The sequence below is a fragment of the Streptomyces sp. Root1304 genome (assembly GCF_001426405.1).
Lineage (GTDB): Bacteria > Actinomycetota > Actinomycetes > Streptomycetales > Streptomycetaceae > Streptomyces.
Window position 1 is genome coordinate 122,754 of record NZ_LMEP01000003.1, and the last position, 16,021, is coordinate 138,774.

16 protein-coding genes are annotated in these 16,021 nt (G+C 73.9%); 8 read left to right on the forward strand and 8 right to left on the reverse strand.

Features of this window, described 5'->3' with window-relative positions:
* Positions 1 to 59: 59 nt before the first annotated feature.
* Positions 60 to 1,595: a PucR family transcriptional regulator gene (locus ASD33_RS07370; protein ID WP_242426857.1), complete on the reverse strand. Its 1,536-nt coding sequence runs from the start codon at positions 1,593 to 1,595 to the stop codon at positions 60 to 62.
* 198 nt (positions 1,596 to 1,793) lie between these two features.
* Here ASD33_RS07370 and ASD33_RS07375 point away from each other — a divergent pair, with 198 nt between their 5' ends.
* From ASD33_RS07375 to ASD33_RS07385, 3 genes are all read left to right on the forward strand, one after another.
* Positions 1,794 to 3,281 (forward strand): long-chain fatty acid--CoA ligase, encoded by a 1,488-nt coding sequence (locus ASD33_RS07375; RefSeq protein WP_056555310.1) that lies wholly within the window; start codon positions 1,794 to 1,796, stop codon positions 3,279 to 3,281.
* Positions 3,282 to 3,384: 103 nt separating this feature from the next.
* A complete protein-coding gene (locus ASD33_RS07380) occupies positions 3,385 to 4,947 on the forward strand; it encodes a carboxylesterase family protein (RefSeq protein WP_056555313.1) in 1,563 nt (520 codons plus the stop codon).
* A gap of 78 nt (positions 4,948 to 5,025) precedes the next feature.
* Complete coding sequence (locus ASD33_RS07385) at positions 5,026 to 5,493, forward strand: CoA-binding protein (RefSeq protein ID WP_056555316.1); 468 nt, start codon at positions 5,026 to 5,028, stop codon at positions 5,491 to 5,493.
* 48 nt (positions 5,494 to 5,541) lie between these two features.
* Here ASD33_RS07385 and ASD33_RS07390 read toward each other — a convergent pair whose 3' ends face one another.
* Positions 5,542 to 6,105, reverse strand: coding sequence for a YbaK/EbsC family protein (locus ASD33_RS07390; RefSeq protein WP_056555319.1), 564 nt, complete (start codon positions 6,103 to 6,105; stop codon positions 5,542 to 5,544).
* 49 nt (positions 6,106 to 6,154) lie between these two features.
* Positions 6,155 to 6,727: an XRE family transcriptional regulator gene (locus tag ASD33_RS07395; protein WP_056555322.1), complete on the reverse strand. Its 573-nt coding sequence runs from the start codon at positions 6,725 to 6,727 to the stop codon at positions 6,155 to 6,157.
* 104 nt (positions 6,728 to 6,831) lie between these two features.
* Here ASD33_RS07395 and ASD33_RS07400 point away from each other — a divergent pair, with 104 nt between their 5' ends.
* Positions 6,832 to 7,695: a DMT family transporter gene (locus ASD33_RS07400; protein ID WP_056555325.1), complete on the forward strand. Its 864-nt coding sequence runs from the start codon at positions 6,832 to 6,834 to the stop codon at positions 7,693 to 7,695.
* 121 nt (positions 7,696 to 7,816) lie between these two features.
* Here the strand turns inward: ASD33_RS07400 and ASD33_RS36740 are convergent, their stop codons facing one another.
* Positions 7,817 to 8,572: an acyltransferase gene (locus ASD33_RS36740; protein WP_056555328.1), complete on the reverse strand. Its 756-nt coding sequence runs from the start codon at positions 8,570 to 8,572 to the stop codon at positions 7,817 to 7,819.
* A 131-nt stretch (positions 8,573 to 8,703) separates the two neighbouring features.
* On the opposite strand from ASD33_RS36740, the gene ASD33_RS07410 reads away from it, so the two are divergent.
* Positions 8,704 to 9,231, forward strand: a complete 528-nt coding sequence (locus tag ASD33_RS07410) for a gamma carbonic anhydrase family protein (RefSeq protein ID WP_056555331.1) — start codon at positions 8,704 to 8,706, stop codon at positions 9,229 to 9,231.
* 93 nt (positions 9,232 to 9,324) lie between these two features.
* On the opposite strand, the gene ASD33_RS07415 is transcribed toward ASD33_RS07410, so the two are convergent.
* Together ASD33_RS07415 and ASD33_RS07420 are read right to left on the reverse strand one after the other, a co-directional pair.
* Positions 9,325 to 9,972 (reverse strand): DedA family protein, encoded by a 648-nt coding sequence (locus ASD33_RS07415; RefSeq protein ID WP_056555334.1) that lies wholly within the window; start codon positions 9,970 to 9,972, stop codon positions 9,325 to 9,327.
* Between the two features lie 181 nt (positions 9,973 to 10,153).
* A complete protein-coding gene (locus ASD33_RS07420; protein ID WP_056555337.1) occupies positions 10,154 to 10,591 on the reverse strand; it encodes a DUF4442 domain-containing protein in 438 nt (145 codons plus the stop codon).
* Between the two features lie 133 nt (positions 10,592 to 10,724).
* Between ASD33_RS07420 and ASD33_RS07425 the strand changes: the two genes are divergently transcribed.
* Both ASD33_RS07425 and ASD33_RS07430 read left to right on the forward strand, forming a co-directional pair.
* A complete protein-coding gene (locus ASD33_RS07425; RefSeq protein ID WP_056555340.1) occupies positions 10,725 to 11,846 on the forward strand; it encodes a hypothetical protein in 1,122 nt (373 codons plus the stop codon).
* 182 nt (positions 11,847 to 12,028) lie between these two features.
* A complete protein-coding gene (locus tag ASD33_RS07430; RefSeq protein ID WP_056555343.1) occupies positions 12,029 to 13,357 on the forward strand; it encodes an MFS transporter in 1,329 nt (442 codons plus the stop codon).
* Here ASD33_RS07430 and ASD33_RS07435 read toward each other — a convergent pair.
* Together ASD33_RS07435 and ASD33_RS07440 are read right to left on the reverse strand one after the other, a co-directional pair.
* Positions 13,319 to 14,164 carry a fused MFS/spermidine synthase gene (locus tag ASD33_RS07435; RefSeq protein WP_056555346.1) on the reverse strand — a complete coding sequence of 282 codons (846 nt, stop codon included), beginning with the start codon at positions 14,162 to 14,164 and terminating at the stop codon, positions 13,319 to 13,321. The two genes, ASD33_RS07430 and ASD33_RS07435, sit on opposite strands and share 39 nt — an antisense overlap.
* Positions 14,165 to 14,251: 87 nt before the next feature.
* The gene (locus tag ASD33_RS07440) at positions 14,252 to 14,908 is read right to left on the reverse strand and encodes a DNA alkylation repair protein (RefSeq protein ID WP_056555605.1); all 657 of its coding nucleotides are present in this window, start codon (positions 14,906 to 14,908) and stop codon (positions 14,252 to 14,254) included.
* Positions 14,909 to 15,198: 290 nt separating this feature from the next.
* On the opposite strand from ASD33_RS07440, the gene ASD33_RS07445 reads away from it, so the two are divergent.
* Positions 15,199 to 16,020, forward strand: a complete 822-nt coding sequence (locus tag ASD33_RS07445; protein ID WP_079044626.1) for a TVP38/TMEM64 family protein — start codon at positions 15,199 to 15,201, stop codon at positions 16,018 to 16,020.
* The last annotated feature ends 1 nt before the right edge of the window (position 16,021 follow it).

Genomic DNA, 16,021 nt, shown 5'->3' on the forward strand with positions numbered 1-16,021 from the left:
CGCGTACGTGGCGCCGGCCCCGGTGATCCCCGCCGGAACCGGTGATGCCTCCCCGGGCCCTATGTGCCGTCCGCCTCGTCCTCCCCCGCCGCCGGTTCGGGCGCGGTGCCGAGACCGGCGTACGGCAGGGCGCGCAGGGCCAGCGCCCAGCCGAGGCGGGCCTCGCCGGACTCGCTGGAGCGGCCGGTGAGCTCGGCGACGCGGCCGATGCGGTTGAGCACGGTGTTGCGGTGGCAGTACAGCTGCTCGGCGGCGCGGGAGGCCGAGCAGCCGTGGTCGAGCCAAGCCCGGAGGGTGGTGAGGAGGGCGGCCCGTTCGCCGCCGGTCGCGAGCACCGGCCCGAGGTGGACGGTGACGATCCGCTCGGCGATGTCGGTGCGGGCGCTCAGCAGCACCTGGGCGAGCCGGTCGTCGAAGACCGCGACCTCGCCGCTGCCGGCCGGGAGGGTACGGAGGGTCTGCTCGGCGAGCCGCAGGGCGCGGCCGGCCTCGGAGAGGCGCTCGAACTCCGGGGAGACCCCGGCGGTGGCCCCGGTCCGTTCGCGCAGGGCGGCGAGCAGCGCGCGCGTGGCCGGGTCCGCCGGGTCGGGGGCACCGCCGGGGCCGGCCGCCGACGACCGGCCGGCGGGCGCGTCGCGGCGGGGCAGCCGCACGATGCCGGCGTACCGGCCGGAGCGCGGGCGCCAGAAGGACCACATGCCCTGTGCTTCGAGGACCGGCGCGGGGTGCGGCGGTGCGGCGGGGTCCTGGGCGGCGACCACGACGACGTAGCGGTCGCACGCGGGGACGCCGAGCGCCGCCGCGGCGGCCGAGGCGACGGCCGGGTCGTCGGCGCGGCCGTCGAGCAGCGCCTCGAAGAGGGCGACCCGACGGGTGTCCTGACGGCTCTGGAGTTCCAGCTGGGCGAGCCGGTACGCGTCGGCCATCGCGACCGAGTAGCGGTCGATGGTCTCCCAGACGCCGCCGGCCATGTCCAGCTCGATGTCACGGCTGTCGGACTCGCGCCCCGCGCGGACCCGCAGGTGCTCGGCCATGACCTGCCAGAGGATCCGGCCGCCGCGCCGGTAGGCCTGGAGGACGGTGTCCAGGGGTACGCCCTGCTCGGCACGGCGGCGGCCGGTCTCGCGGGCCGCCCACTCGAAGTCGCCGCCGGTCGCTTCGAGGCCGCCGAAGTCCTCCAGGGCGCGCAGGAGGTTGTCGCGGCAGATCGCCCACAGGTCCTCGCGGGTGACGGGGGCGCCGGAGGCGTACGTACCGGAGTGGGCGTGGATGTCGGCGACGGCGCGGTCGGTGAGCCGGTCGATGTCGGCGAGGATCGCGGTGGCGAGGGAGCGCCGGAGCGCGCCGGAGCCACCGACGCCGCCCAGGGGCGTGTGGCTTCCGCCGGGGCGTACGCCGGTGGGCGGGGGCGAGGACGGGAGCGCACCACCGGAGCGTGCCCCGGCGGGCGGCGGTGTCCGGGCGCCGCCGGAGCGCGCTCCCGCGCGTGGCGTGGGCGCGGGACTTCCACCGGAGCGCGCCGAGGCGCGCGGCGGGGGGCCGTCGCCCGTGGGGGTCGCCGGGGGCTCTCCCGGTGCGGCCGAGCTGTGCGTCATGGCTCGCACCGTAACGTCGGGATTTGGCGAATGCCACGGCTCGGGCGCGACGGCGGGGCCGCTGCCCAGCTCGGCGCGTCACATGGTGGGCAGCTGCACATGGCGTCCGGGCGGTGTCACGGCGGATTCTGTGCCGTGTCAGCCGATCGACACCCCGTCGTCAACAGCGTTGTCGACTCCGCCTTTCTGGAGCGTGCCATGTCACTGAGCGTCGCCGGCGTGCTGGGCGAGTCCGCCCGCCACTTCCCCGACCGGATCGCGGTCGTCGAGGGGGCGACCCGGCTCACCTACGGGGAGCTGTGGACGGAGGCGCTGCGGTGCGCGGCCGGACTGCGCGAGGCGGGGGTGCGTCCGGGCGACCGGCTGGCGGTGCTGCTGCCGAACACGACGGAGTTCCTCCGGGTGTACTACGGGGCGCTCGCCGCCGGTGCGACGGTGGTGCCGGTGCACGCGCTGCTCGTCGCGGACGAGGTGCGGTACGTCCTGGAGCACAGCGGCGCGGTGGGGATCGTGAGCGGCGGCCCGCTGTGGGCGGTGGCCGACGAGGCGGCGCGCGCCGCCGGGGTGCGCGCGTTCCAGGGGGCGCCTTCGGCGGTGGAGCCGCTGGCCGCGCCGGAGCCGGCCGACCCCTCGGATCCGGCGGTGATCCTGTACACGAGCGGCACCACGGGCCGCCCGAAGGGGGCGCTGCTCACCCATCTCAACATCGTCATGAACGCGTCCGTGACCTCGCAGGACCTCCTCGGTCTCGGCGCCGGGGACGTGGTCCTCGGCTGTCTGCCGCTCTTCCACAGCTACGGCCAGACCTGCGCGATGAACGGGACGCTCCGCCAGGGCGCCACGCTGGTCCTCATGCCCCGGTTCAGCGGCCCGGCCGCGCTGCGGGTGCTGGCCGACGAGGGGGTGACGGTCTTCATGGGCGTGCCGACGATGTACCACGCGCTGGTGGAGGCGGCTGCCGGTTCCGAACTGCGTCCGGAGGCCCTGCGCGCCGCCGTGTCGGGCGGTGCGGCGCTGCCGGTCGCCGTCCTGGAGCGCTTCGAGGAGACCTTCCGCACCCAGGTCCTGGAGGGGTACGGCCTGACGGAGACCTCGCCGGTCGCCACGTTCAACCAGCCGCACCTGGGCCGGCGCCCGGGCACCGTCGGGCACCCGGTGTGGGGCGTCGAGGTGGGCGTCGCGGACGCCGCCGTCGACCGGGAGGTCGTCCTGCTCGCGGACGGCGCGATCGGGGAGGTCGTGGTGCGCGGACACAACGTCTTCGCCGGGTACCTGAACGACCCGGAGGCGACGGCGGCGGCGGTCGTGGACGGCTGGTTCCGTACGGGCGACCTGGGCGTACGCGACGAGGACGGGTTCCTGCGGATCGTCGACCGGAAGAAGGACCTGGTCATCCGGGGCGGCTTCAACATCTACCCGCGCGAGGTCGAGGAGGTGCTCGTACGCCATCCTTCGGTCGCGGAGGTCGCCGTGATCGGCGTCCGCGACGAGGCGAAGGGCGAGGAGGTGTGCGCGGTGGTGGTGCGCCGGGACGGCGCGGCCCCGCTCTCCGAGGAGGAGCTCGTGGACTGGTCGCGGGAGCGTCTCGGGCGCCACAAGTACCCCCGGATCGTGCGCTTCGTCGAGGAACTGCCGCTGGGTCCGACGGGCAAGGTCCTGAAGCGGGCACTGGCGGGGAACGCGTAACCACGGAGGAATCGGGGCACGCGCGCGTGGCCCGGGACGCCGGCCGGGAGAAGCCGGTCGGTGAGGAGCGGTCGGCGGGCCGGCCGGAGAAGGGGTTGGGGCGATGTCGGAGAGCGGTGGGCTCGGTCCTGAGGTCCGGACGCGGAGCGGAGTGCTGCGGGGCTCCCTGAAGGACGGGGTGGCCGCCTTCCTCGGCGTGCCGTACGCGCGGGCGCCGGTCGGCGCGCTGCGGTTCCGGGCGCCGGAACCGGCCGAGCCGTGGGACGGGGTCCTGGAGGCCACGGCCTTCGGTCCGACGGCGCCGAAACGCCCGTACGCCCCGCCGCTCGACGCCCTCCTGCCCGACCCGGAGGTCGCGGGAGAGGCCTGTCTCAACCTGAACGTCTGGGCGCCGTGGCCACCGGCCGGGGACGCGCGGGAGGGCGGCGACGGGCGCCCCGGTGACGGCGGGGAGCGGAGGCCCGGCGACGGTGGCGGCCGGGGGCGGGCCGGCGGCGCGGGCCCCGCCGGCCGGCCGGTCATGGTCTGGATCCACGGCGGTTCGCTCGTCCACGGTTCCTCGGCGGTCCCCGTCTACGACGGCACCGCCTTCGCCCGGGACGGCGTGGTGCTCGTCTCGGTCAACTACCGGCTCGGCGTGGAGGGTTTCGGGGTCTTCCCGGACGCACCCGGCAATCTCGGTCTGCGTGACCAGATCGCCGCGCTCGGCTGGGTCCGGGACACCATCGGGGCCTTCGGCGGGGATCCGGAGCGGGTGACGGTGTTCGGCGAGTCGGCGGGCGCGATCTCGATCGCGGCGCTGCTGACCTCGCCGCTCGCGAAGGGCCTGTTCCGGCGTGCGGTGGTGCAGAGCGGGGCGCCGATGGCCCTGCCGCTCGCCGAGGCCCGCCGGACCACCGAGGCGGTGGCCGCGCGGCTCAAGGTGCCGGCGACGGCGAAGGCCTTCGCGCGCGTGGACCGGGACCGGCTGCTGGCCGCGCAGACGGAGGTGACCGGCAAGGGCTCGCCGCTGTCCGGCGGGAAGTCCTTCCAGATCGCCGTCGACGGCGAGGTCGTCCCGCGCGACCCGGCGGAGGCGCTCGCGGAGGGGGCCTCGGCGGACGTGGACCTGCTGATGGGCACGACCGCGGAGGAGTACCGGCTGTGGTTCGTGCCGGGCGGGGTCACGGACCGGGTGGGTCCCTGGGTGCAGCGGCTGCTGCTGTGGAAGGCGAAGGTGCCGTCGGCCACGGCCCGGGTGTACCGGGCGGGGCGTCCGCTGGAGAAGCCGGGCGAGGTGCTGGGGGCGCTGGCCACGGACAAACTGCTGCGGATCCCGCTGAACAGGCTCGCGGACGCCCGGCTCCGTACCGGCGCCCCCGGCGGTACGTATCTCTACGAGTTCGGCTGGCGCTCTCCCGTCCTGGACCTCGGCGCCTGTCACGCGCTCGAACTCGGCTTCGTCTTCGACACGCTCGGCCTGCCGGAGACGCGCGCCCTGACGGGCCCGGACGCGCCCCGGGACCTGGCGTCGGCGATGCACGCGGCCTGGGTGGCGTTCGCGGCGACCGGCGACCCCGGCTGGCGCGGATGGGACCCGGCACGGCCGGTGATGACCTTCGGTCCGGGTCTTCCGTCCCTCGTGGAGGGGCCCCGGGAGGCCGAAAGGCTTGCCTGGGAGGTCTGAGGCGGGGGTGGGGAATCACGGCACGGGGCGGCTCGTTGAGCGGGTGGACGGGCCGCGCCGAGGAAAGGCAGCACAACGATGAGCGTCGACACCACGACCACCGACACCGCCGGCACGACGGAGGGCGCCGGGACCGCCGGGTACTCCGCGTCGGAGGCGGTACGGAGGATCCTCACGTCCACGGGCGACACCTGGGCGGTGGTGGGCCTCTCGTCGAACACGGCGCGTGCCGCGTACGGCGTGGCGGCCGTGCTCCAGCGCTTCGGGAAGCGGATCGTTCCGGTCCACCCGAAGGCGGAGACGGTCCACGGCGAGCGGGGTTACGCCTCCCTCGCCGACATCCCGTTCCCGGTGGACGTCGTCGACGTGTTCGTGAACGCCGAGCTGGCCGGGGCGGTGGCCGACGAGGCCGTCGCGATCGGGGCCAAAGCAGTCTGGTTCCAGCTCGACGTCGTCGACGAGGCCGCGTTCGAGCGCACCCGTGCGGCGGGCCTGGACATGGTCATGGACCGGTGCCCCGCCATCGAGATCCCGCGCCTGGGCTGAGCCGCGTCCGGCTTCCGGGCGCCGCGCCGGGTCCCCGGTCGGCGGTGTTCAGCCGACCGGGACGCCGAGGCCCTCCAGGACGACCCCGCCCGGCAGTTGGGCGAAGGCCTTGCCCGGGACGATGAGCTTGCCGCGGCGTCGGCCGCTGCCGATCAGGACCCAGTCGGTGTCGACGACGGCGGCGTCCACGAGGAGCGGCCAGCCGTCCGGGAGGCCGATCGGGGTGATGCCGCCGTACTCCATGCCGGTCTCGCCGGTCGCGGTGTCCATCGGGGCGAACGAGACCTTGCGTGCGCCGAGATGCTTGCGCACGACCCCGTTGACGTCGACCCGTGTCGCCGACTTCACGACGCAGGCGGCCAGGGTGGTGGTCTCGCCGCGCCTGCCCGCGACGACCACGCAGTTCGCCGACGCGTCGAGCAGCTCGGAGCCGTGGTGCTCGACGAACGCGGCGGTGTCGGCGATGTCCGGGTCGGTGTCCACGTACAGCAGCTGATCGGCCGGTACGGGGCCGGTCCAGGCGCGGACGGCGGCGGCGACGGGCCCGGTCAGCAGGTCGAGGCGGTCGGGGGCGGGCCGGGCGTCGTCGAAGGTTCCGATGGGTGCGCGCATGCGCCTCACGCTAGGGCCTGTCACCGCCGCCCCGTGCGGGCGGGGTGTCTCAGCGTACGGGCGGGATGGAGACGGCCATCGTCATCTCGACGGGGTCGGCACCGTCGTTGCGGTAGGCGTGCGTCGTGTTGGCCTCGAAGACGGCGGACGTACCGGCGGGCAGGGTGTGTTCCTCGCCGTCCACGACGAGGGTGAGGACGCCGGCGGTCACGTTCAGGAGCTCGACCGTGCCGTCGGGATGCGGGTCGGAGGCGCTGCCGTCGCCCGGCATGAGCGCCCAGGACCACAGCTCCAGGGGGCCGCGGGCCTCGGTGCCGACGAGCAGGGTGGTGTGGCTGCCGGTGGAGGTGGACCACATGCGGACGGCCTGGTCCGGCGGGACGAGACGGACCTGGGGGCCCTGCTCGTAGTCGAGGAGGGTCGTGATGGAGACGCCCAGGGCGTCGGCCAGCTTCACCGTGGTGCCGACGCTGGGGTTCGTGCGGGCCTGTTCGATCTGGATGATCATGCCGCGGCTGACGCCCGACCGTGCGGCGAGGGCGTCCAGGGTGAGTCCCCGCTCCTTGCGCCAGCGCTTCAGGTTCCGGGCGAGCGACTGCGTGAGCTGATCGAGGTCCGACACATTCCGTCCAATATTCTGGATGACAGAGTTCAATGCAGTGAACTACGGTGAGGTGTACCCCATGGTTCACTGCACTGTACTGCCGTCTGTCACTGCGAGGCCTCATGACCGCCCTGTTCGCCCTGGCCACCAGCCTTCTCTGGGGCCTCGCCGACTTCGGCGGCGGTCTGCTGACCCGCCGGATCCCCGCGCTCACCGTCGTGGTGGTCTCGCAGGCCCTCGCCGTCCTCGTCCTCGGCACCGTCGTCCTCGCGACCGGCGCGTGGACCGAGGCCGGCCCCCAGCTCTGGTACGCGGTCGGGGCGGGCGTCGTGGGCCCGGCGGCCATGCTCGCCTTCTACAAGGCGCTGGCGCTCGGCCCGATGGGAGTGGTCTCCCCGCTCGGCTCGCTCGGCGTGGTCGTCCCGGTCTCGGTCGGGCTGCTCGTCGGCGACCGGCCGGGGCTCGCGCAGTTCGCGGGGATCGCGGTGGCGATCCTGGGCGTGGTCCTCGCCGGCGGACCGGAGCTGCGCGGCGCGCCGGTCCAGCGCCAGGCGGTCCTGCTCACCCTCGTCGCGGCCTTCGGCTTCGGTTCGGTGATGGCGCTGATCGCCGAGGCCTCCACGACCGTCACCGGCCTCTTCCTCGCCCTGTTCGTCCAGCGGGTCACCAACGTCCTGGTGGGCGGCGGCGCCCTGTACGCCTCGGTACGGCGCGGCGGCCGGGCGGTCCCGGAGGCCGGCCCCGGGGTCATCCGCGCGGCGCTCCCGGCCCTCGCCTTCGTCGGCCTCGCGGACGTCGCCGCCAACGGCACGTACGCCGTCGCCGCCCAGCAGGGGCCGGTCACCGTCGCGGCCGTGCTCGCCAGCCTCTACCCGGTGGTGACGGCCCTCGCGGCCTTCGGCGTCCTCAAGGAACGTCTCCGCGCGATCCAGGCGGCGGGCGCGGGGCTCGCGCTCGTCGGCACGGTGCTGCTGGCCACGGGCTGAGGCCCGTACCACGCTGGTGAAGCTCCCGGCCGGGACGGCGAACGCGCTTCCCCGGCCCGCCGGAACCGGGACCACCGACGTCCTCGCCCACGACGCGCACCGGTCCGCGACAGCCCTGAGGTCAGCGGGCCCCTTCGGCCTCCGGGGCGGCGAGCGCGGCCAGCGCGGCGAGTTGTTCCGGCGTCACATGGTCCGGGATCGGAGTCGGGGCCGGGGTGCGGAGCGGGGGCTGCCAGCCCTTGTCCCGGTCCCAGCTGCGGACGACCTTGGCGGGGGCGCCCGCCACGACCGAGTGGTCCGGCACCTCTCCCCGTACGACCGCGCCCGCCGCGACCACCACGTTCCGGCCGAGCCGGGCTCCGGGGAGGATCACCGCGCCGGTGCCGAGCCAGCAGCCGGGCCCGATGGAGACGGGTTCCGAACGGGGCCACTGACGGCCGACGGGCTCGTCCGGGTCGTCGTAGCTGTGGTTGGTCGAGGTGATGTAGACGTACGGCCCGCAGTACGTGTCCGAGCCGATGGTCACCTTCGCGTCGGCGATGACGTGGCTGCCCCGCCCGAGGACGACGCCGTCACCGAGCGTCAGAACCGTGTCCGTGCCGAGGTCGAGGCCCGGCAGCATGCCCGCCGTGAGCGTGACCTGCTCGGCGACGATGCAGCACTCGCCGATCTCGATCCACTGCTCGCCGAAGACGGTGCCCTGCGGGAAGGCGAGTCTGGTGCCCGCGCCCAGCCTGCGGAACCGCAGCCCGCCGGGGTGCTCGGCGGTCACGGAGCCGGTCTCCTGCACCCAGCGCCAGCCGCTGCGCACGGCGTTGGCGAGGACCCGCCGCCGCCAGGCGGACAGGGAGGAGAACGTGTTTCTGTTCCTGGGCACCCCGACACCGTAGTCGGCGCCGTCGTGCCTGTTCAGTGCGGTGCGCTGTGATGTCGGTCATGAGCACGGCATAGGGTGCGCCCGGGGGCACCCCCGGGCGCGACACCACCGCTGACGAGCAGGAGCGAACCATGACAGAGGCGTTGATCAAGGCTGTGGGCGGCAAGGAGCCGCAGATCGATCCGACCGCCTTCACCGCCCCCACCTCCGTGGTGCTCGGCGAGGTGACCCTCGGTGCCCGCGCCAGCGTCTGGTACCACGCCGTGCTCCGCGCGGACTGCGGCCCCATCGCCATCGGCGAGGACTCCAACATCCAGGACAACTGCACCGTGCACGTCGACCCCGGCTTCCCCGTCTCGATCGGGGCGCGGGTGACCGTCGGGCACAACGCGACCGTGCACGGCTGTGTCATCGAGGACGACGTCCTCGTGGGCATGGGCGCGACCGTCCTCAACGGCGCCCGGATCGGCGCCGGCTCCCTGATCGCCGCCCAGGCGCTCGTCCCGCAGGGCATGGAGGTCCCGCCCGGCTCGCTGGTCGCGGGCGTCCCCGCGAAGGTGCGCCGCCCGCTGACCGAGGAGGAGAAGGCGGGCATCCAGCTGAACGCCGAGATGTACCTGCTGCTCGCGAAGGGCCACGCCGAGGCCTTCGAGGGCTGAGCGGCCGTACGGTCTGCGACGACGCGGAGGAGGGCGGCACCCGTCGACGGGTGCCGCCCTCCTGCTTCTGCCCGTACGTTCCGGGGCTCGCGCTCAGTCCGCGACCGGGACCGGTTCCGCCGCCGTCTCCGAACGTGCCGCCGCCTTCTTCGCGCGGTTCTTGACAATCAGCATCGAGGCCAGGCCGATGAGGACGGCGAGCACCAGGCCGAGCCAGGAGAAGCGCTTGAGCCAGGCCTCCGCGACGACGCCCACCGAGTAGATGACGGCCGTCGTGCCGCCGGCCCACAGGATGCCGCCGAGGACGTTGGCGACGAGGAACTTCCAGTACGGCATCTGGAGCACGCCCGCGAGGGGTCCCGCGAAGATGCGCAGCAGGGCGATGAAGCGGCCGAAGAAGACCGCCCACATGCCCCACTTCTGGAAGGAGCTCTCGGCGAGCCCGATGTTGGCCTCGCTGAAGTGCTTGGGGAACCTCTTCCCCAGCCGGGCGAGCAGCGGCCGTCCACCCTTGCGGCCGATCGCGTAGCCGATCGAGTCGCCGATGATCGCGCCGGCGGTGGCGCAGGCGCCGAGGACGTACGGGTTGATGTCGCCGTGCTGCGACGCGAGCAGCGCCGAGCTCACGAGCACGATCTCGCCCGGCAGCGGGATGCCCAGGCTCTCCAGCCCGATCACCACCCCCACCAGGACGTAGACGGCGACCGCGGGGATCGTCTCCAGCCACTCCTGGACGTGCAACGCGGTTCCTCCCGTATCGGCAGCTCAGCTGCTCGTTCGCCCGGCGCGCACCGCGGCGGGCGCGCCGCTGAAGCCTACCGGGTCGGGACGGACGGACCTCGACGCCGAGGCGGCCCGGGAAGCACGGCCGCCCCCGCGCCCGGTGGACGCGGGGGTGCGAGGGCGGTACGTGGTGTCCGGCTCAGGCGTTCGGGCGGAGGGTCCAGACGACGGTCATCTCGCCGGTGACGGCGCCGTCCTCGCGGGTGATGTCGATCCGCACCGGGAACTCCGGCCGCTGCCCGGCGTCGAGTTCGGCGACGACCTCGGCGACCGGGCGGCCCAGGGTGGCGGTGGCCGTGACGACGCCCATGGCGAGCTTCTTGTAGCCGATCTCCGCCTTGACGGCGAGCGGCACGGCGCGGCTCAGCTGGTCGCCGAAGGCGGCGATGACGATGGCGCCGCTGGCGGACTCGGCCAGGGTGAACATCGCGCCGGCGTGCGGGCCGCCGACGTGGTTGTGGTAGGCGGACTGGTCCGGCAGGCGCACGACGGCCCGCTCGGCGGTGGTCTCCAGGAACTCCAGGTTGAGGGTTCCTGCCATGGGCACCGTGGCGGCGAGCATCTCGCCGACGGTCATCTGGTCTGCGCTCATGAACCCAGAGGTTACCGACCAGTAGAAGCCTTGGCCATCCCCCGCGGACACCTTCACGCGCGCCCGCTCAGGGGGCGGGCGTGGTCGAGCGGTCCCCGCACCTCTATGGTTACTGGCCATGTGGCCAGGACAGCAGCCGCCCGGGGGCGAGCAGAACCCGCAGGACCAGAATCAGAACCCCTACCAGCAGTCGGGGTACCAGCAGCCGAACCCGTATCAGCAGCCGCCGACCCAGCCCGGGTACCCGCAGCCGCCGACGCAGCCCGGCTACCCGCAGCAGCCGCCCGCGGGTCCGGGCTACCCGCAGCAGGGGTACGGCCAGCAGCCGGGTTACGGGCAGCCGAACCCGTACCAGCAGCCGACCGCGCCCGCGCAGTACGCGGTGCCGGGACCGGGCGGGCCCGGCGGCCCCGACGGCGGGAAGAAGAAGCAGACCACCCTGATCGCGATCGTCGCCGCGACGGCCGTGGTCGTCGCCGCCGGTGTCACCGGGTTCCTGGTGCTCGGTGACGACGACGACAAGAAGCCCGAGGCCGACGGCAAGAAGCCGTCCGTGACGGCCTCGGTGGACCCGTCCGCCGACCCGTCGACGGATCCGAGCAGCTCGCCGACCATCGCCAACCCGCGCGACGGCGCCGCCCAGCAGCCGACGATCCCGGGCTGGAAGGTCGTCTACAACCCGAAGTACGGCACCCTCTTCGACGTACCGCCGGAGTGGGAGGTGCTCAAGCCCGGGACGATCACCTTCTTCGAGGACGAGAAGAAGAACGACGGCAGCCCGCTCGTCACGATGTCGAGCCCCACCCGCCTCAAGAGCGAGTGGTGCACCTTCGACACCGACAAGAACGGCACCAACGAGACCTGGGGCCTCAGCACCGCCGGCACCAAGGGCGGCCAGGGCGCCAAGAACACCTCGGACGCCGCGTACAGCGAGGCCGGTACCTGGGTGTGGGGCGGCTACGCGCAGCACATGCCGCAGAGCACCATCAAGATCACCAAGGCCGTGCCGTACAAGACCAAGTCCGGTCTCACCGGCAGCATGGCGACGGCCAAGGCGCCGAACGTCAAGAAGCGCAACAAGTGCGAGACCGACGGCAAGTCGCTCGCCTTCACCTTCAAGAACGCCAAGGGCGACTTCTCGACCTTCGTGCTCTACGCGGCCGACGGCGTCGCGGACGAGCTGCCGGACGCGACGATCATGCAGATCCTCTCCACGGTCCGGCTCTCCTCGGGCTCCTGAGACGACGGGTCCCCGGCACGCGGCAAGCCCGCGCGCCGGGGCCCGACTTGCCGTACCGGGACACGCGGCACCCGCGCGCGCCGGGGCCCGGGGGCCGTCCCGGGAACGCATTTCACGGTCCGAGGGCGGGCTGTCCGGATATCCGGTTGGCGTCACGCGCCGTCGGCAGGGATAGTCCCCGGGTGAACAGACCCGAGGCCACCGAGCGCCGCACCCCGTTCCGTACCCGCCGGCCCGGGTGGGCCGGTCGGAACTACGTCCTCCTCACCGCTGCCACGGTCGTGACCAACCTCGGCACGCACGGCGCGCTGATCGCCACGACCTGGGCGGTCTTCGAGACGGGGGGCGACGCGGGCGACGTCGGTCTCGTGGCGATGGCCCGGTTCCTGCCGCTCGTCCTCTTCCTGCTGGTCGGCGGCGCCGTCGCCGACCGGCTTCCCCGGCACCGGGTGATGGTCGCGGCCAACGCCCTCAACTGCGTCTCGCAGGCGGCCTTCGCGGCCCTCGTCCTCACCGGCGAGGCGCAGATCTGGCAGATGATGGTGCTCACCGGGCTGTGCGGCACCGGGCAGGCCTTCTTCAACCCGGCGGCCGAGGCCATGCTGATGTCCAGCGTCACCGGGGAGCAGGCGAGCCGGGCCTTCGCCGTCTACCGGATGGCCATGCACGGCGCGGCCATCGGCGGCGCCGCGCTCGGCGGCGCGCTCGTCGCCTTCGTCGGGCCCGGCTGGGTCCTCGTGATCGACGCGATCGGGTTCGCGGTCGCGGGCGGGCTGCGCGCCTTCCTCGACGTGAGCGGCACCCCGGAGCGCGCTCCGGGCGGGGGGCTCTTCGCCGATCTGCGGGAGGGCTGGCAGGAGTTCGTCGGCCGGCCGTGGCTGTGGTCGATCGTCGCCCAGTTCTCGGTGGTCGTGGGACTGATCGGGGCGGTCGAGTCGGTGTTCGGGCCGCTGGTGGCCAGGGACCAGCTGGGCGGATCGCGCCCCTGGGGCATCGCGCTCGCGGCGTACGGAGCGGGGACGGTCGCCGGTGCCGTCCTGATGACCCGCTGGAAGCCGCGCCGGATGCTGTTCGTCGGGACGCTGTGCGTCTTCCCGATCGCGCTGCCCTCGGCGGCGCTGGCCGTACCGCTCGGCGCGGCGGGGCTCACCGCCGCGATGTTCGTCAGCGGTGTCGCGATCGAGGTGTTCGGTGTGTCGTGGATGACGACGATGCACCAGGAGATCCCGGAGGAGAAGCTGTCCCGGGTCTCGGCGTACGACTGGTTCGGCTCGACGGCGCTGCTGCCGCTGACGACGGCCTTGGCCGGCCCCGCGGAGAGCGCCTTCGGCCGGAGCGAGGCGCTGTGGGGCGCGGCGGCGCTGATGACGGTCGTCACGGCGCTGGTGCTGCTGGTGCCCGACGTACGGAATCTGACCCGCCGTCCGCACACGAAGGAGGTCGGCGGCGCCGTCCCGCCGCCGGCGGCCCCGTCAGCCGATCCCGAAGGCGCCCTCCGGGGGAACGGGTGAGGGTACGGCCCCGGCGTCGAGGACCGGTTCCGCGCCCCTGGTGAACCGGTCGAGCGTCTCCCCGTGCTCCACGCGCGCGGGGAACGCGTCCGAGGCGGCCCGCCGCGCAAGGTGGGCGGTGTCGATCGCGCGGCCGGAGGCGACGAGGACGGCATTCCCGAAGCGGCGGCCGCGCAGCACGGCGGGCTCGGCGACGAGCGCCAGCTCGGGGAAGACGGTGGCGAAGGTGGCGAGCTGGGAGCGGAGGAAGGCGAAGGGCGCGCCGTCGGCGAGGTTGGCGGCGTAGACCCCCTCGGCCCGCAGGACGCGCCGCACTTCGCGCGCGTACTCGACGGAGGTCAGATGGGCGGGCACGCGCGAGCCGCCGAAGACATCGCCGACGATGAGGTCGGCGGAGGCCGCCGGCGCGGCCTCCAGCCAGCTCCGGGCGTCCGCGCCGTGCACGGCGATGCCGGACCCCTCGGGCAGCGGCAGGTGCTCCGCGACGAGGTCGAGCAGCCCGCGGTCGGCCTCGACGACGTCCTGCCGCGACCCCGGCCGGGTGACGGCGACGTACCGGGGCAGGGAGAGCGCCCCGCCGCCCAGGTGCAGGACGTCGAGCGGCTCACCGTCGTCCGCGACCCCGTCGGCGACGTGCGCGAGCCGACGCGCGTACTCGAACTCCAGGTACGCGGGATCGTCGAGATCGACGTACGACTGCGGCGCACCGTCGACGGTCAACAGCCACGCCCGCTCCCGGTCTACGTCGGGCATGAGGCGCGCGGTGCCGTGGTCGACCTCGCGAAGGACGGGAATGTGCTCGTTCACGGTCTCATTGTGCCGGGAGGGTTCGACGACGGATACGCCCGCCCACGCGCGTGCGTGGTCCGGCCGCTCCGCACCCCCGGGATGGCGTCACAGGTGCTTGAGGGCCTCGCGGACCGAGAGGGGGGAGAGGCGGTCCGTGTGGGTGGTGACGAAGGCGCGGACCTCGCCGGGGGCGGTCTTCGCGTATTCGCGCAGGCTCCAGCCGATCGCCTTGCGGAGGAAGAAGTCCGTGTCCGCGGCGCGGCGCAGGCAGTGGGCGAAGAGCCGGTCTGCGTCGGTGTCCTCCTTGAAGCGGAGCTGGTGGAGGAGCGCCGTACGGGCCACCCACAGGTCCTCGTCCTCGATCCACTCGTCCATCCGCGCCCCGAGGGCCGGATCGGCGGCGACGAGGCCGCCGACGACGTGCGCGGCGAGGTGGTCGACCGTGTCCCACCAGGACGTGGTGGTGACCAGACGGCGGGCGACGGGCAGGAACCCGGAGGAGCAGCGCTTCACGTGGCGGCGCAGGTAGTCGACGGCGAAGTAGTGGTACTCGCGCTCGGGCAGCGCGAAGCAGCGCAGGGCGACGGCGGCGCAGTCGCGTTCGTCGGGGCGGGGCGTGCCGTCGAGGACGGTACGGGACAGGGCGCGGCGCTCGGGAGTGCGCAGCCCGAGGAAGGGGGCCACGCCCTTCATGTACGCGACCATCTCCTGCGCCCGGAAGGGGTTCCCGGCGGCGGGGTAGAGGGCGGTGAGCCGCTCCATGACCGTGTCGGCCAGCTCGCTGGGCGGGATGGCGGGGGTACCGGGGGTGTCTGGGGCGTCTGGAGTTTCGGAGATCCCCGGGATGCCGCCCGTGTCAGGGGTGTCCGTGGTCGACTTCGCGTCGTTGGCCACGGCCGCGTCGTTGGCCCCGGCGCCTGCCGTTTCGGCGTCGGATGCTTCGGCGGTCTCCGTCACGGTGCCTCCCCGTCCTTGAGTGCTCCGGGGGCCGGCCCGGACGGACATGACGCACATTACGGCGATCATACGGACGCGTCCGTTACTCTCCCCGAATGCTCGCTCCCGTGCCCCGGCCGCCGGGCTCCTTCGCCGTCCGCTGCTCCCGGGCCCTGCTCTCGCCGCGCTCGCGGCTCTCGCTGCTCGCCCTGATGCTGCTCTCGGCGGCGGCCCTCGTCCTTCTCTACGAACCGCAGCGACTGCTCGCCTCGGGCTGGCCCCCGCACACGAGCGGCGCGGGGGCGGTGCTGCTGTTCGGCCTCGCGTACGGCGCGTGCACGGCGGCTTTCGTGCCGCGCCCGGTGCTCAATCTGGCGGCGGGCGCGCTCTTCGGTTCGGCCTTCGGTCTGACGGCCGCGCTCGCCGGGACGGTGCTGGGCGCAGGGATCTCCTTCACCCTCGGTCGGTTCCTGGGTCAGGACGCGTTGCGGCCGCTGCTGCGGGGGCGCTGGCTGACGGCGGCGGACGGGCAGCTGAGCAGGCACGGTTTCCGTTCGATGCTGGCGATCCGGCTGTTCCCGGGCGTGCCCTTCGCGGCGGCGAACTACTGCGCCGCGGTCTCCCGCATGGGGTACGTGCCGTTCCTCCTGGCGACGGGTCTGGGTTCGGTGCCGAACACGGCGGCGTACGTCGTGGCCGGTTCCCAGGCGGGGTCGCCGGGCTCGCCCGCCTTCCTCTTCTCGGCGGGGTTCATCGTCCTGTCCGGCCTCGCCGCGGCGGTCGTGGCCTGGCGCAAGCGGCACGCCCTGCGGGCGCCGGCACGGACCCCGGCTCCGACGACGGCTCCGGCCGCGGCTCCGATGCCGGACGCGGGGCCGGCGTCGGAACCCATGCCGGAACCCGTATCGGCGCCGGAGCCGGTGGGCGGGCCGCACTGAG

Excerpts from the sequence above, each read along its gene's own strand:
- ASD33_RS07425 (WP_056555340.1), top strand. The coding sequence starts at position 10,725 with ATGTGGCCAGGACAGCAGCCGCCCGGGGGCGAGCAGAACCCGCAGGAC.
- ASD33_RS07390 (WP_056555319.1), bottom strand. The coding sequence starts at position 6,105 with ATGCGCGCACCCATCGGAACCTTCGACGACGCCCGGCCCGCCCCCGAC.
- ASD33_RS07375 (WP_056555310.1), top strand. The coding sequence starts at position 1,794 with ATGTCACTGAGCGTCGCCGGCGTGCTGGGCGAGTCCGCCCGCCACTTC.
- ASD33_RS07440 (WP_056555605.1), bottom strand. The coding sequence starts at position 14,908 with ATGGAGCGGCTCACCGCCCTCTACCCCGCCGCCGGGAACCCCTTCCGG.
- ASD33_RS07410 (WP_056555331.1), top strand. The coding sequence starts at position 8,704 with ATGACAGAGGCGTTGATCAAGGCTGTGGGCGGCAAGGAGCCGCAGATC.
- ASD33_RS07420 (WP_056555337.1), bottom strand. The coding sequence starts at position 10,591 with ATGACCGTCGGCGAGATGCTCGCCGCCACGGTGCCCATGGCAGGAACC.
- ASD33_RS07445 (WP_079044626.1), top strand. The coding sequence starts at position 15,199 with ATGCTCGCTCCCGTGCCCCGGCCGCCGGGCTCCTTCGCCGTCCGCTGC.
- ASD33_RS07400 (WP_056555325.1), top strand. The coding sequence starts at position 6,832 with ATGACCGCCCTGTTCGCCCTGGCCACCAGCCTTCTCTGGGGCCTCGCC.
- ASD33_RS07370 (WP_242426857.1), bottom strand. The coding sequence starts at position 1,595 with ATGACGCACAGCTCGGCCGCACCGGGAGAGCCCCCGGCGACCCCCACG.
- ASD33_RS07380 (WP_056555313.1), top strand. The coding sequence starts at position 3,385 with ATGTCGGAGAGCGGTGGGCTCGGTCCTGAGGTCCGGACGCGGAGCGGA.
- ASD33_RS07385 (WP_056555316.1), top strand. The coding sequence starts at position 5,026 with ATGAGCGTCGACACCACGACCACCGACACCGCCGGCACGACGGAGGGC.